The organism is Marinobacterium jannaschii DSM 6295, assembly GCF_000620085.1.
GTDB lineage: Bacteria > Pseudomonadota > Gammaproteobacteria > Pseudomonadales > Balneatricaceae > Pontibacterium > Pontibacterium jannaschii.
On record NZ_JHVJ01000032.1, the window covers coordinates 13,222 to 28,641 of the forward strand.

Genomic DNA, 15,420 nt, shown 5'->3' on the forward strand with positions numbered 1-15,420 from the left:
CGACATTGCCCAATAGTGGGATACAGCGCTAGTTTTATAACTACAATAACTACAAAAGGCCTGATACGTCGGGCCATTCGACGGAGCTACACTATGCACTCAGACGCCAAAATTCTGGTCGTCGATGATGAGCTGGTTACCCGCCAGTGTCTCAGCAGCTATTTCGAAAATGAAGGATATAAGGTTTACTGCGCTGAAACGGCCGAACAGGCCGAATCTATACTTGCCCGCGAAGCGATCGACCTGGTACTGCTGGACATCCGGCTGCCCGGTAAGGATGGCCTCACCCTCACCCGGGAACTGCGCGTGACCACCGAAGTCGGTATCATACTGGTGACCGGACGGCAGGACGACATCGACCGCCTGATTGGCCTTGAGTGCGGTGCCGATGACTATGTCACCAAACCATTTAATCCGCGCGAGATTCTCGCCCGCGCCAAGAACCTGATCCGCCGGGTACGCCACTGTACCTTTGCCAAACCCACCGATGCCGTCGTTAACAGCCTGATGGCCTTCGACAGTTGGAAGCTGAATATCGATCGCCGCACTCTGATCGATGAACACCAGCAATCGACCCAGCTCACTGAAGGTGAATTCCAGCTGCTTAAGAGCCTGATGTCCAGTGCCGGACATGTGATGAGCAGGGACCAGATCCTCGATCAGATCCGTAACCGTGAATGGGTTCCCACCGATCGCACCGTCGATGTACTGGTTGGCCGGCTAAGGCGCAAACTGCAGGATGATCCGGCCAACCCGCGCCTGATTCTCACCGTTCACGGCGCAGGCTACCTGTTCACCCCCAAACCCGTAGACATTGGATGAGATGGCTGACGCTAGCGCTGCTATTGGTATTAGCCAGCAGTGTTGGCGCATCGCAGACGGCTGAAGAAACACAACGCAAGCCCGTACTGATAGCCTGCGGCCACCCCCATTACCCTCCGGTTTCCTGGACCGAGCAGGGACGGCTCAATGGACTGGCTGCTGAGGTGGCGCAGCGACTGTTTGCCGAGCTGGGCTATCGGGTTAAGCTCGATGGCCAGGGAAACTGGAAGCGCTGTCTGCGCGAAGTACGTGATGGTCGTGCTGATATTGTGGTCGCCGCTTACCGGATTCCCAGCCGTGAGCCTTATCTTGAATTTACCCGGCAACACCTGATCGACGATAAAGTCGCGATCTTTATCAACAGTCAGCGCAGCCCCTATGTGAAGCAGCTCGAAGACCTGAAAGGCAAATCGGTTGGCATGCTGCTGGGCGATACCTTTGGCTCCCGCTTTGATCGGTTTGTTCAGCAACACAATAAAATCGAGTTTGTGTCAAAAGGCCACCAGAACTTCGCCAAACTGGCACTGGGACGTATCGACTTTATGCCGTTGGGGCTGATCAGCGGCATGTTGCAAAACCAGCGACTGGGATACAGCGAACTGATCCGGCCGCTGGATATCGAATTTGCGACTGAATATTACTATCTGGCAATAGGTCGCAATAGCGGCCTGCAACAGCACCTGGCCCAACTCAGCCTGCGCCTCAGCGAATTACACCGCAATGGCGAGATTAAACGCCTGACCCGGAAATACAGCCAGATCTACCTGACCAGCCCTCATACCGCAGACAATCACGATGGCGAGCCTTAAACCGCAGTGGCGACATCCCCTCAGCCACTACTCACGCAATCATCCACTGGGCTACCGCATGATGGTGTACATCGCCCTCTGCAGCTGCCTGTTTATATTACTCTCCACCAGCGTTCAGCTGATGCTCGATTACCGGCGTGAAATGCGCGCAATCGACCAGCAGATCCAGCTGATCCGTAGCAGTTATCTGGCCAGTATCGCTAAAAGTCTGTGGGATCTGGATCAGGTACAGCTGGAACTCCAGCTCAAGGGGATCAGTGCCCTGCCGGACATCATCCAGCTACAGCTGCATGATCGCGGTAAGAAACCGGTTATCAGCCTGCCGCAACAGCCGCTGCCGGCGACCCACAGAGTGATCAACCACCGCTTTGACCTGATCTACCGGACCAGCAAGGAGATCGACCGTAACCTCGGCACGCTGATTGTCAAAACCGATCTGGAAGCGGTTTACGGCCGCCTCTGGCAAACCGCTATCAGTATCCTGATCAACCAGACCCTGCTGGTTGCGCTTATTATGGTCGCCATCCTGACAATACTGCAGCGCCAGATTACACGACATCTGGAGATCATGGCCCGCTACAGCCGCCGGATTGGTAGCGGCCACCTCAGTGAACGCCTGCGCCTGAACCGTCGCCGCCCGGCCAAGCCGGATGAACTCGATCAGCTGGCTTCAGCCCTGAATGAGATGCGGCTCTCCATCCGTCAGGATATCAGCCGACGCGAGCAGGAGCAGGAAGCGCTGCGCTATAACCGCGACCAGCTTCGGGAGATGGTCGCAGAACGCACCCAGAGCCTGCAGCAGGCCAAAGAGACGGCAGAAGAAGCCAACAAGGCCAAATCGCAGTTTCTGGCTACCATGAGCCATGAGATCCGCACCCCGATGAACGGTATGCTGGGGATGATCCAGCTGCTGGAAAGTGGCCCACTGAACGGTCAGCAACAGCACCAGCTGAAGGTACTGCATCAGTCAACTGAAGCCCTGCTGGAAACGTTTAACCACGTGTTGCAATACGGCCGGCTTGAGGAGGGAGCCTGGGAGGTTAAGCCCTCTCACTTTTCACTGCAGGATATGCTCAACAGCCTGATACAGCTGATGACTCCCGGAGCCCGCGACAAGGGTCTGATATTGCTGCTGGAAGCCGAGCAGCTGCATGATCACTGCTACGGTGCGGCAGCCAGCCTGCGCCAGATACTGACCAACCTGCTCTCCAATGCCATCAAGTTTACCGATCAGCGTCCGGAGCGGGGTCACGATTGTACCGTAGCTGAGGACAGTAACGGCCGCGGTAAGGTCATTCTGCGCGCCAGTCGCATTAACCCGCAATCCGGCAATGCCGAAGGCAATCGCCAGCGTCTGCGGTTTGAAGTGATCGATAACGGCATTGGCATCGAGCCTTCACTGCAGGATCAGATCTTCGAACGCTTCACCCAGGCGGATGACTCCATCACCCGCCGCTTTGGCGGCACCGGCCTGGGCCTGGCCATCTGCAAAGAGCTGGCCAGCACCCTGAAAGGAGACATTGGCGTCGAGAGCAGTCCGGGCCGGGGTAGCTGTTTCTGGCTGGAAGTCAGCCTGGAATGTTCCAGCGAAAGCCTGCCCACTCCGCACTATGAAACCGAGGTCGAGCTGCCTGAGACTCGGCCGGCCGAGCTGTTGCTGGTAGAGGATGTAGAGATCAACCAACAGGTCGTTACCGGCTTACTGGCGCAATATCAGCACCGCGTGACGATCGCCGCCACGGGTAATGAAGCGCTGCAGATAGCCAGACAACGACCGTTTGACCTGATCCTGATGGATATGCACCTTCCCGGCATCAGCGGGCTCGAAACCGCGGCACGGCTGCGCAGTCAGCCAGATGGACGCAACAGGGACACACCGATTATCGCCCTCACAGCCAGCGTGCGGCGTGAGGATATCGAAAACTACCATCAGGCCGGACTACAGGATGTGATCGCCAAACCAGTGCGACTACAGCACCTTCTGCAGGTCATCGCCTGCTATAGCACCAATGCGAGACCAGCGGAAACAGCCAACACCTGCCACGATGTTCAGCATTTCTCTGTCGACCTTAACAATAACGGGGGCACTCCGCTGTTCGATAAAGGCCTGCTGCAGATGCATCTTCAGGCCCTCGGGGAGGAAAAACTGAGGTCTCTTATGCAGGCCTTTCTTCAGCTCAGCGAGCAGATTTGGCCGGAACTGAACCAGGCGGCAGAGAGACAGCAGACTGAGCAGTTGTCTGAACTGGCCCATAAACTGGCCGGCGCCTGCGACAGCATCGGCTTTATGGCCGCCAGCGATGCGTTACGCACACTGGAGAACAGCGCCGCCGATGGTGAGATTCCGTCGGCCAATGCGATCAGACAGGCCGGGCTGCTGCTGGAAGCCAGCCGCAGCTTTGCCCGGGCGTTTCCGTCCCTGAAGGATCTGACAGACGGCAAATAAAAAAAGGGCAGTCAAAATGACTGCCCGAAAGTGACCTGCTGTCAGGTCGATTACCAAGGAGAGTCCCGCAATCCGGTCCTGTCAGTGAATGTCAGTACCGGATTGCCGTCCTGTTACAACACTTTTGCTACTGCCTGCTGAACTTCATCTTCATACTCAGTCAGTACAGGCTCATCATCACGCGCCCACTGTTCTTTCTCTTCAGCCGATGCTTTCGGAGAGAACAGCCCGGTTGCGGCGTAAAACAATCCGAACACCGGGGACAACCAGCAGGCAAAGGCCAGCGGGATGTACAGCAGGTTTTCGGTATTTCCATCTGCGATACCCAGCCCCAATGCGGTAATAACGAATGCACCACCGGCATTCCAGGGAATCAGCGGAGAGATCAGCGTCCCGCCCTCTTCCACCGCACGGGACAGATTCAGCGTCGAATAACCCTGGCCACGATACGCCGGTGCAAACATCCGGCCTGGCAGCGCGATAGAGAGGTAAGGATCACCGGCAACCAGATTGGTCGCAACAGCCGACCCCGTTGCCGCTGCCTGCAGGCCAAAGAATGAACGGGTCCGGCGCAGTACGGCTTCGATAATGGCTTCCAGGCAGCCGGTACGTTCCAGCGCACCGCCAAAGCCCAATGCGATCAGTACCAGCGTGATCACCCAGGTCATTGACTGGATACCGCCACGATTCAGCAGACTGTCGATCTCAGAGATGCCGGTATCGACCTTATAGCCGCCCTGCATATAGCCAAACACTTCGTGCAGAGACGCGCCCTGGACAAAGATTGCCAGTACAGCACCCAGCGCGGCGCCAGCAAACAGTGAAGGCAGCGCAGGCATCTTTTTAAGCGCCAGGCCGATGACCACGACGGCCGGCAACAACAGGATCGGAGTCAGTTCAAACTGACCAGCCAGACCACCGGTAATCGCTTCAATACGGGAGAAGTCCACCTGTTCGCCGCCAATCATATTGAAGCCAACAAACAGATAGATCAGAAATGCCACAATCATCGCCGGTACTGTTGTCGGCATCATATTGCGGATATGGTCGAACAAGTTAACGCCGGTAACGGCCGGTGCCAGATTGGTGGTATCGGAAAGCGGTGATACCTTGTCACCGAAGAATGCACCGGATACCACGGCTCCGGCGGTCCAGTACATAGGGATATCAAAGCCTGCGCCAATACCCATCAGTGCAAGACCAACTGTCCCGGTTGTACCCCAGGAAGTACCCAACGAAACAGATACCACGGCGCACAGCAGCATACCGGCAGCGAGGAATATTTCAGGGCTGAGGAAGTTCAGACCGTAATAGATCAGTAGCGGTACGGTGCCACTGGCGATCCAGACGCCAATGATCATGCCTACCGTCATCAGGATGGCGATAGAAGGCAGGCCAACGCGCACAACGTGCAGTATGCCGTCTTCCATATCGGCCCAGCGATAGCCTCTAAACCAACCCAGTATCGCGGTGATAGCCAAACCAATGGCCAGTGGAATATGGGGAGTAAAGTCCTCAAACCAGAACAACTGGATGCCCAGCACAGCAAGGGTTAGCAGGATGGGCAGCAAGGCCATCCAGAAACCCGGTTTTATCTTATTGTTATCAGTCATTAGCAACTCCTGTTTCATTCAGGTATCCGACCTGCCGCCAGGACAAGCCGGAGGTGCAGCTTTTCAGCTACAACAGGATGCTAAGCAATCGATGTAAACCCGTAACAAAGTCACTGTTAAAAGTTGTAACTGGGCCCGACAAGCTCATTTACAGTTCACAGAAAAAGCAAACGGGACCTGAGTCCCGTTTACATATCCCCTAAAAGCAATTTATCCGCTGCAGCATCAGGACAGATTCATATCTCCAGTAGATTGCCCGGATTCATAATATTGTCCGGGTCCAGGGCACGCTTTACTGACTTCATGGTTTCCAGAGCCCCCGACTGTGCCGGCGACAGGTAGTGCTTTTTGCCCGCCCCGAGTTCCTGATCGCCACTGCAGGTACCCTCCAGCGAGAGGGCCTTGCCGACTATCGCCTCTGCCAGTGAACGGGCCAGCTGTTGCTGCCTGGCGTCACTGCCCTCAAACAGGATCAGCATATGAAAACTGCCGTCACCCACATGACCGACAATCGGACAGAGCAACCCGCTTTCGTCGGCCCGTGTTTGCGCATGAAGCAAGGCGTCAGCCAGCCGCGAAACAGGCACACAGATATCGATCGTCAGGGTAGCGGCCGCTTTTTGTAACATCTGCGCTGCCGACCAGGCGTCATGGCGGGCACGCCACAGAGCATCAGATTCGGCATCCCCTGTCGTCCATTGAAAATTACTGCCATTGAATTCGGCCAGCACATCCGTAAAAGCGATTACCTGCTCGGTTACATCGGCTTCTCTACCCTGAAATTCCAGAAACAGCGTTGGTGCCTCAGATAAACCGGATAGTTTGCTGTGACGAATACTCGCCTGCATCTGCAACCGGTCCAGCAACTCAACCCGGGACATGGAGATCCCCCGGCGATCGGCGACCATCACCGCATTTACGGCATCGTCCAGAGTTTCGAAGCTGCAGACGGCTGTGCGGGTCTGTTCAGGTCGCTGAAACAGACGCACCTGAACTTCAGTGACAATGCCCAGAGTGCCTTCGGCGCCGACAAAAAGTGCGGTGAGGTCATATCCGGTGGCGCTTTTTCGGGTACGACCGCCCACGCGAATAATCTCGCCACTGGCTGTTACTACTGTCAGACCGATCACCATGGATCGCATAGTGCCATAACGCATCGAGTTGGTGCCGGATGCCCGGCTTGATGCCATCCCCCCGAGGGTTGCCCCCGGCTCTGTACTCAGTGGAAAGAAAAGATTGTCGTAACGAAGATCGAGATTAAGTTGCTCGGCGCTGACCCCGGCCTGTACCCGGCAGTCATTATCCTTGGCGTTAATCTCCAGTACGCGGTTCATCTCAGAGAGATCAATACAGACACCGCCGTGCACAACCGGATCAGACGCCTGTGCGGGAATACCGCTGCTATGAGGCACCAGCGGGATACTGTGACGGGCACAAAGCCTGACCACCTGCACGACCTCCTCGTTAGAGAACGGGCAAACCACCAGATCCGGTCCGGGCCCACGTCCCCGCCCGGCATCAGCCGAGAGACGGATACGGTCTCCCCAGCCCGGGGCCAGTTCACTGACAACCTCACGCAGATCAGCCTGCGTATATTTCCTTCGAGCCATCTCCATTGGCACCTCCCTCAAGGCCGCTGTCCTTTACCAGACAAGTAGTATCAGGGAACCCGTTAAGATTCACCTCCATTAAACCAGCCGGCGGTCCGCCCGACTATGTTTATCCGTCAAAATGTCTGTTCAGGTCAGATAACAACGCCTGGTAAATCGGGTTACAGAATTCCGCCACCGCCGAGTCATCGCTGGTTTCGTAGCGGGAATACCATTCCACAAACGCCTGACCGGTCGCCGTCACTGCGTACACCCGCAACCCGCCGATATAGCTATGCACCCTGTCTGCTGCCACCGGCCCTGGGCCGTCATCGATACTGTAGGACAGGCTGCGCTCCTCATCATCCAGTGTTAACAGGGTTTCATGGAAGGCATCATTCAGTATCCGCTTCGCCCCCTTATTAGCCCCAACTATATTTCCCTTCTGTTCGACATGGGTTACCACCGAAGGGGCCCAGGAAAGATCATGAAACTCCCTGAGCAACTGCCAGACCCGATCGGCATCGGCGTTAACCACAACTGAGTTATAACACTGTCCCATCTCTGCCTCCGTTTGAAATTCAGACATCTTCTTAAGGGTAGAAGAGCCAACAGAGATTTCCGCCGTTATCGCAACAATCACCGGTTTTTACTACGGTATCGGCCCGAGATGGAGCCGCTACACTGAAAAATCATAAGAGAGCCGCCAGAAAAGCGTTCAGCCAGATTAATGGCTTGCGACAACTCTTTACAGATTAATGAACGTTTACCATGTAAAGTAAGGCCAGTTAAAGGTTAACGAGTTGAGTGCTATGTCCACCGAAGGAAACAACAAAAATAAACGGGACTTTGAAAGTCCGCTCCGTCATCGTAATAAGGCATTTCTGACTGATTCTGATACTTCGGAACAGAGCACGATCCGGGTTGCATTTGTACTGTTCGAGCACTTTTCAATGATGGCCTTCACCGCCGCAGTTGATGCGCTGGTAACAGCTAACCTGGTCACTCATAAACCTACCTTCGAGGTCAGCACCTTCAGCCTCTCCGGTGATGCCATCTGTTCTGATCTCGGCATCGACATCTCCGTTGGTGGAGGTATCCGCCGCGACGCACTGGCATCAGAGGATATTATTATTCTCTGCGGCGGCTACCGCAGTAAGTTACAGATGCCACCTTTACTCAAATCTGCCCTGACCGAAGCCGGACGTAACCAGCCAGTCCTGGGCGGTTTGTGGAACGGCAGCTTTTTCCTGGCTGAAGCAGGCCTGCTTAATGGTTATAACAGCACGATCCACCCGGAAAACCGCGCCCTGTTCGGTGACCGCTTCCCCGATATCAATCTGCTGAAACAGCCGGTGGTGATCGACCGCGACCGTATCAGCTGTGCCGGTGCCAGCAGCTCGCTCGATATGATGCTGGAACTGATCAAGGGCTATTTCGGTCCGGAACTGGTGCGCGGTATCAGAGAGATCCTGAGCTGCGACAAGATAGGCGAATTGCCGGACAAACCGATGGCCGAAGTCAGCCTGCCGCCAACCTTACCGGAGTCGCTCAAGACCATGCTTGAGCTGATGGAGAACAATATAGAAGAGCCTCTCAGCATGACCGAGATTGCCAGCTATGTTGATCTGTCCCGCCGTCAGGTCGAACGCCTGTTCCTGCGCCATGTTGATACGACACCCTCGAAGTACTATCTCGAGCTGCGCATCACCCGCGCGCGCCAGTTGCTGCTGCAGAGCAACGAATCGATCGCCAATATTGCCGTTGCCTGCGGCTTTGTCAGTACCACCCACTTCAGCCACTGTTTCCGCGACTATTTCGGCCAGTCTCCAACGCAGGCCCGGCGCAGCCTGCAGGATGAATCCTGAGCCAGCTGGCCGGATTTGATTACAACGGCATTCCAGCTACACTGGCCTTCATGTAAGACATTCAATAATCAGCAGGCATCTGATCAGGTGCCTGCTGTGTCAGAAAGGAAGTTTAATGTCCGCGTTTGACCAGATCCCCCGCTCGCCCATCGTACACAGTCCGACACCGCTGGAGTCTTTGCCCCGGCTGGCTGAACGGCTGGGCATTCGCAGTCTCTATATCAAACGCGATGACTGTACCGGCCTGGCTGGCGGCGGCAATAAGGCTCGAAAACTCGAATACCTGGTCGCCGATGCTCTTCTGGCCGGTGCCGACACCCTGATTACTATTGGCGGCATACAGTCTAACCATGCCCGGCAGACCGCGGCTGCGGCGGCCCGCTTCGGACTTCGTTGCATGCTGGTGCTGGAAGATGTCCCGGGCACACCGAAAACCGACTACTACAATAACGGCAACCTGCTGCTGGATAAGCTGCTTGGCGCCGAGGTACATATCTGCGAAGACGGTGACTGCGACGCCCTCGCCGAAAAACTGGCTAAGAAAGTGCGCTCGACAGGTAATACCCCCTATATCATCCCGGTAGGCGGCTCCAATGAACTGGGGGCGATGGGGTATGTACGCTGTGCCAGAGAGATCCTGGAAGAGATCGAAACCCACCAGTTACCGATAGACCGTATTGTTCTTGCCAGCGGCAGTGCCGGTACCCAGGCAGGTCTGTTGGCGGGCCTGCTTGATGCGGGCCGGCATATCCCTGTGCTGGGGATCTGCGTCAGCCGCGATGGCAGTAGCCAGCAGGCTCTGGTTGAGGCGCTTCTGGACAAGGTGCTGCAACGCATGGAGATCGATCAACCTCTGCGCCCGGATCTGGTGCAGGCGAACGGCCACTACTATGGTGAAGGATACGGCATCCCGACAGCGGAAATGCAGAAAGCTGTCGAGCTGGTTGCCAGCGGCGAGGGCATCCTGCTGGACCCGGTATATACCGGTAAAGCGATGGCCGGGCTGATTGATCTGTGCCGAATGGGCGAGATTGGTTCTGACGAGAATGTGTTGTTCCTGCATACCGGCGGAAGTCCCGGTCTGTTCGCCTACCGGGAGCTGTTTTAACCTTCCAATCGGGCGTCCGTTCTGTAACTATAGCCGCCCGGTATCCGGCACCGGCCGTGATGACAGACTGATTTGATCGTAGTAGCTGAATTGAGGTGATCCCATTGAGTACCATGCCTGAGGGCATTCCTGCCCTGAGAACCATTGCCATGCCCGCTGATACCAACCCTGATGGTGATATCTTCGGAGGCTGGATTATGTCTCAGATGGACGTAGCCAGTGGTGTCTTTGCGGCGAAGCTGGCCGAAGGCAGAGTCGTTACGGTGGCTGTCGATGCCATGACATTCCATAAGCCAGTCTATGTCGGTGATGATGTCAGCTGCTATTGCACCGTCACTAAGCAGGGCACTACGTCCGTAGCCATTCATGTTGAAGTCTGGGTTCAGCGCCATCACAGCGACAAGGTCGCCAAGGTCACCGAAGGGCTGTTTACCTTTGTCGGTATTGACGAGAATGGTATCCCCCGCACCCTGCCAGCCGGTCTGGCAGAAAAATGAAGATCCGGTCGTTCTGACTCAGAATGACTGTTTAACTGCCAGAAACTCACCTTTGCCGACCGGCAATAGCTGGGTTACAAATGCGTTGTCGGCCCCGACCAGTTCCATAAACGGGGCCAGTTCCGCCTGATGAGAGATCGCATTGTCCACCACCAGCACGCCACCGGGCTTCAGTAACCGGCGCAACTCCGGCCACCACTGCACATAATTATCACGCGCCGAATCAAGGAAGATCATCTCATAATTCTGGGTATCTTCTGTCGTCAGATAGAGGCCTGCATCGCCCTGATACTGGCGGATATGCTGACTAAGCCCGGCACGGGCAAAATTCTCACCGGCGAGCTCTATCTTTGATGCGTCCTGCTCTATGGTTGTGACCAGACTGTTCAGTTCTGACGCTGCGGACGCCAGCCACAGGGTTGAATATCCATTGGACGTGCCGACTTCCAGAATATTCCGCGCCCGGGTCAGGCACACCAGCATCACCAGTAATTCGCCGGTATCCGCAGTGATATTGAGCATTTTCTCACTGTGATTTTCTGTCTGCCGGTCGTGCTCCAGCCCCTGCTGCTCCAGATCCGCTAATAGCTGCTTAAGTGAATTATCCATCACTGCCCTCCTTTGGCCCTGAATCCGGTATAGGATCGCGTCCCAGCAGTATGTGACGATTCTGAAACAAAGCCCATGAGACTAAAGCCGTACGATTTTCAGCCAGGCAAAAAATGCTTCAAAGGGTGTTTTCGTTTGAGGCGACTGCGCTGCAGCCAGTCAGTTAAGAGCGGAAGAATCCAGGAAGGACCCGGAATCCGGCATGGGATATGGGAGCTATAAGAGCGTTGCCGGACCCGGGAAAAGGGTCGGATGGGTTGCTGACTCATGCCTGAACTAACAGGCTGGGACTGAGCCGGCGCTCCCCTGCACGGGAGCCCATCCAGAGAGAAAATCGGGATAGAAAAATGGCGGGGCAAGCCCCGCCATTCTGATCAGCCGCGAACGACCAGGCCGTACTCGGCGCAGGCATCCTGCAGCCACAGCCATGCGTAGTCCGCGAAGCTGCGACGGATCACCAGCTCGAAGCTCTCATCACCGGTACGACGAATCACAGCCTGAGTCTTGGAGAAAGTGGAAGTGATCACTTTGCCCACCGGGAAGTTGCTTGGATGCACGTCATAAGGCGTGGTCTTCTTCAGCACTTCTTCAGCATTCGGACCGGACAGTGTCAGCACAGTCTGGCCGCCGGATACGTTAACGATAGCGAAGTGACCGCCCATCGCATCACGCAGCTCACGTTCCAGTTTGAACGCTTTGGCACCCGGCACGATCACCAGCCATTCGTCCGGAGAGATCCAGCGAACAGACAGGTCACCCGCCTCCGCACTCTGCAGTGCAGAAGGCAGTGCAACACCCAGTACCTTCTCAGCACCGGACATAAACTCAGCGTTATCAACGCTGCCACGCAGTACCAGATGACCAAGAAGCTTCAGCTCCTGCAGGTAAACACCGCCCTGCTTAGGACCTTTCTTGGCAACGGTTTCCAGATCAGCGTGGTGCAGAGGGCTCTCTGCGCGAGGCTCCTGACCAGGCAACTGGTTCATTACAGCCACTTTCACGGCTGCTTCTTTTTCAGGTGCTACTACTTCAGACATTTTGACGCTCCCCTTTTGGATCCAGGAAGATCGGGCTGCAGATTTCAGCTTCAACGACGCGACCGTCGGCCAGTGGGTAGAATACAGACTCACCCATACGTTCCAGACCACCGCGGACAAAGCCCATAGCGATACTGCGGTTCAGGTTGGCACTCCAGTAACTGGAAGTTACGTGACCAAGCATCGTCATCGGGATCGGCTGGTTAGGATCTTTAACAGCCTGCGCACCTTCCGGCAGCACAACGCTTGGGTCCTTGGTTTTCAGGCCAACCAGCTGCTTACGGTTTGGCTTCACGCAATCTTCACGCGCCATACCACGCTTACCGATGTAACTGAACGGTTTCTTGTTGGAAACACACCAGCCCATGCCCAGGTCGTACGGATGTACGGAACCATCAGTATCCTGACCTGCGATGATGAAGCCTTTCTCTGCACGCAGGATATGCATGGTCTCAGTACCGTATGGAGTCAGGTCGTACTTAGCACCTTTCTCGAACAGTTTTTCCCATACATACAGACCGTAGTTCGCCTGAACGTTGATCTCGTAAGACAGCTCACCGGTGAAGGAGATTCGGAACACACGCGCCGGAACGCCTGCGACAGAGCCTTCTTTCCAGTCCATGAACTTGAAGTTGTCATTGGACAGGTCAATATCGTCAGTCAGTTCAGCCAGCAGATTGCGGGCATTAGGACCGGAGATAGTCATGGTAGACCACTGGTCTGTCACTGTGTTGAAGTAAACTTCCAGCTCAGGCCATTCAGTCTGATGGTAAAGCTCCAGCCACTCCAGTACGCGTGCGGCACCGCCGGTCGTGGTCGTCATGATAAAGTGGTTTTCACCCAGTGCGGATGTAACACCATCATCGAAGACCATACCGTCTTCACCGCACATCAGGCCATAGCGGCACTTACCCACTGCCAGCTTAGCCCAGGCATTGGTGTAAACACGGCCCAGGAACTCACGTGCGTCCTTACCCTGGATATCGATCTTACCAAGGGTAGATGCGTCCAGGATGCCAACGCTTTCGCGGGTTGCCTTACATTCACGGTTCAGCGCGTCCTGCATGGACTCACCCGCTTTCGGGAAGTACCAAGGACGTTTCCACTGACCTACATCCTCAAATGTACAACCGTTCTCCAGATGCCACTTGTGCATAGAGGAGTAACGTTTCGGATCGAAGCGCTCGCCACAGTGACGACCAGCGATCGCACCGAAAGTGATCGGCGTGTAGTTCGGACGGAAGACAGTAGTACCAGTCTCCGGAATAGTACGATTAGTGGACTTAGCCGCAATCGCCATACCGTTGATGTTACCCAACTTACCCTGATCAGTACCGAAGCCCATCGCAGTATAGCGCTTAACATGCTCGATAGACTCGAAGCCTTCGCGCGTCGCCAGCTCAATACCGGCCGCTGTTACGTCATTCTGGAAGTCAACAAACTGCTTAGGCGCACGGCTTGTTGGCTTAGTGTGAGGAATATGGAACAGCGCCATAGCTGCGCCTTCCTTAACCTCAGCAACTGCCGGTACGGCAGCCGCAGCCACTTCAAAGCCAGCATTGGTAGCCGCTTCAGCACCCTGACGCGCACCCTCTTCCAGGCAGGCTTTCAGGCTGTAGCTACCGTTGATACCACCGGCAGTCAGCTGCTTCTGAACAGTCTTACCCGGTACGAAGCCGATGATATCATCGCGCCATTCCGGACGGCTGCCAGTGTGGCAAGACAGATGAACAACCGGGCTCCAGCCACCGGAGCTTGCAACAGTGTCGCAGCTCAGACGCTCTACGGAACCGACAACCTTGTCACCTTTCGCATCGATAGACGCGATAGACACACCGGATACACGCTTGGAACCCTGCACTTCGATAACAGCCGCGCCTTTGATTACGCGCAGACCGCGTTTCTCAGCAGCAGCGACACGGTCGCCGTTCGGGTTAGGACGGGTATCAACGATGGCAACTACATTGCGACCGGAGTCAGCCCAGTCCAGCGCAGTCTGGTAGGCGAAATCATTGGTTGTCATCACAACCAGATCCTGACCCGGAGCCACACCGTAACGGTTGATGTAAGTAGAAACTGCAGATGCAACCATGCAGCCCGGTACATCATTGTTGCCGAATACCAGTGGACGCTCATGCGCACCAGCAGCCAGTACAACCCACTTGGCACGGACACGGTGCATACGCTGACGGGCCTGACCTGCAGGAGCCTTATCGGCGACATGGTCAGTCAGACGCTGATGGATCGTCAGGAAGTTATGGTCGTGGTAACCGTTCACGGTAGAACGCGGCAGCAGCAGGACATTGTCCAGCTCGCTCAGTTCAGCTACGACAGAGGCAACCCACTCGGTCGCCGGACGGCCTTCGATCAGCTCACGGCTGTTCAGCAGGGAACCACCGAATTCAGACTGCTCGTCAGCCAGAATAACGCGGGCACCTGAACGACCAGCCGACAGTGCAGCTGCCAGACCCGCAGGGCCGGCACCGACGATCATCACATCGGCGTGCTGGTTGAGGTGATCGTAGAAATCAGGATCGTTCTCCAGTGGAGAGCGGCCAAGACCTGCAGCCTTACGGATGAACTTCTCGTAAGTCTCCCACATGGACTGCGGGTACATGAAGGTCTTGTAGTAGAAGCCCGGTGTCAGCATGCTGCCACCGGCTTTACCGATGTAACTCATGACATCGAAGTCAGCGTTCGGCCAGCCGTTGGTGGATTCACACACCAGACCGTTAAACAGCTCCTGCTGAGTCGCACGAACGTTCGGTACCTGAGTCGCTTCAGTCGCACCGACCTGCAGCACCGCATTCGGCTCTTCAGGACCAGCCGCAACGATTCCGCGAGGGCGGCTGTATTTAAAACTACGGCCGATGATATCAACGCCGTTAGCCAGCAGTGCAGAAGCTACGGTATCGCCTTTGTAGCCGGTGTACTGCTTACCGTTGTAAGAAAAAGTCAGTGGCGTGCTGCGATCTACGCGGCCGCCGGACTGGAGACGGTTTTTCTGAGTCATTGTTAGCGC

The 15,420-nt window shown here is 55.7% G+C and carries 12 protein-coding genes; 6 read left to right on the forward strand and 6 right to left on the reverse strand.

All coding sequences use genetic code 11. From position 1 onward, the window contains the following. Positions 1 to 93 precede the first annotated feature (93 nt). The 3 genes from Q354_RS0114355 to Q354_RS25915 are packed head-to-tail and all read left to right on the forward strand — an operon-like array spanning position 94 to position 4,077. Positions 94 to 822: a response regulator gene (locus Q354_RS0114355; protein WP_027858208.1), complete on the forward strand. Its 729-nt coding sequence runs from the start codon at positions 94 to 96 to the stop codon at positions 820 to 822. Continuing rightward, positions 819 to 1,631, forward strand: coding sequence for a substrate-binding periplasmic protein (locus tag Q354_RS0114360; protein ID WP_027858209.1), 813 nt, complete (start codon positions 819 to 821; stop codon positions 1,629 to 1,631). The genes Q354_RS0114355 and Q354_RS0114360 overlap by 4 nt, the downstream gene beginning before the upstream one ends. Next, a complete protein-coding gene (locus Q354_RS25915) occupies positions 1,618 to 4,077 on the forward strand; it encodes a hybrid sensor histidine kinase/response regulator (protein WP_051560161.1) in 2,460 nt (819 codons plus the stop codon). Before Q354_RS0114360 ends, Q354_RS25915 begins: the two co-directional genes overlap by 14 nt. A gap of 113 nt (positions 4,078 to 4,190) precedes the next feature. Here Q354_RS25915 and nhaC read toward each other — a convergent pair whose 3' ends face one another. From nhaC to Q354_RS0114380, 3 genes are all read right to left on the reverse strand, one after another. Then, positions 4,191 to 5,690 (reverse strand): Na+/H+ antiporter NhaC, encoded by a 1,500-nt coding sequence (gene nhaC, locus Q354_RS0114370; protein ID WP_027858210.1) that lies wholly within the window; start codon positions 5,688 to 5,690, stop codon positions 4,191 to 4,193. Between the two features lie 236 nt (positions 5,691 to 5,926). Then, entirely contained in the window at positions 5,927 to 7,300 is a 1,374-nt protein-coding gene (locus tag Q354_RS0114375) for an FAD-binding oxidoreductase (RefSeq protein ID WP_027858211.1), read from the reverse strand. A 109-nt stretch (positions 7,301 to 7,409) separates the two neighbouring features. Continuing rightward, on the reverse strand, positions 7,410 to 7,841 hold the full coding sequence (locus tag Q354_RS0114380) for an SRPBCC family protein (RefSeq protein ID WP_027858212.1): 432 nt from the start codon (positions 7,839 to 7,841) through the stop codon (positions 7,410 to 7,412). Positions 7,842 to 8,091: 250 nt separating this feature from the next. Here Q354_RS0114380 and Q354_RS0114385 point away from each other — a divergent pair, with 250 nt between their 5' ends. The 3 genes from Q354_RS0114385 to Q354_RS0114395 all read left to right on the forward strand — a co-directional run bounded on the left by Q354_RS0114385 (position 8,092) and on the right by Q354_RS0114395 (position 10,752). Then, positions 8,092 to 9,147 (forward strand): GlxA family transcriptional regulator, encoded by a 1,056-nt coding sequence (locus tag Q354_RS0114385; RefSeq protein ID WP_027858213.1) that lies wholly within the window; start codon positions 8,092 to 8,094, stop codon positions 9,145 to 9,147. Positions 9,148 to 9,262: 115 nt separating this feature from the next. After that, complete coding sequence (locus tag Q354_RS0114390; RefSeq protein WP_027858214.1) at positions 9,263 to 10,255, forward strand: D-cysteine desulfhydrase family protein; 993 nt, start codon at positions 9,263 to 9,265, stop codon at positions 10,253 to 10,255. Positions 10,256 to 10,368: 113 nt separating this feature from the next. Continuing rightward, positions 10,369 to 10,752 carry an acyl-CoA thioesterase gene (locus tag Q354_RS0114395; RefSeq protein ID WP_036229983.1) on the forward strand — a complete coding sequence of 128 codons (384 nt, stop codon included), beginning with the start codon at positions 10,369 to 10,371 and terminating at the stop codon, positions 10,750 to 10,752. Positions 10,753 to 10,770: 18 nt separating this feature from the next. On the opposite strand, the gene Q354_RS0114400 is transcribed toward Q354_RS0114395, so the two are convergent. The 3 genes from Q354_RS0114400 to Q354_RS0114410 all read right to left on the reverse strand — a co-directional run bounded on the left by Q354_RS0114400 (position 10,771) and on the right by Q354_RS0114410 (position 15,411). After that, positions 10,771 to 11,361, reverse strand: a complete 591-nt coding sequence (locus Q354_RS0114400; protein ID WP_027858216.1) for an O-methyltransferase — start codon at positions 11,359 to 11,361, stop codon at positions 10,771 to 10,773. Between the two features lie 374 nt (positions 11,362 to 11,735). Next, entirely contained in the window at positions 11,736 to 12,398 is a 663-nt protein-coding gene (locus tag Q354_RS0114405; protein WP_084332615.1) for a sarcosine oxidase subunit gamma, read from the reverse strand. Continuing rightward, the gene (locus tag Q354_RS0114410) at positions 12,391 to 15,411 is read right to left on the reverse strand and encodes a sarcosine oxidase subunit alpha (RefSeq protein ID WP_027858218.1); all 3,021 of its coding nucleotides are present in this window, start codon (positions 15,409 to 15,411) and stop codon (positions 12,391 to 12,393) included. The genes Q354_RS0114405 and Q354_RS0114410 overlap by 8 nt, the downstream gene beginning before the upstream one ends. Positions 15,412 to 15,420: the final 9 nt, after the last annotated feature.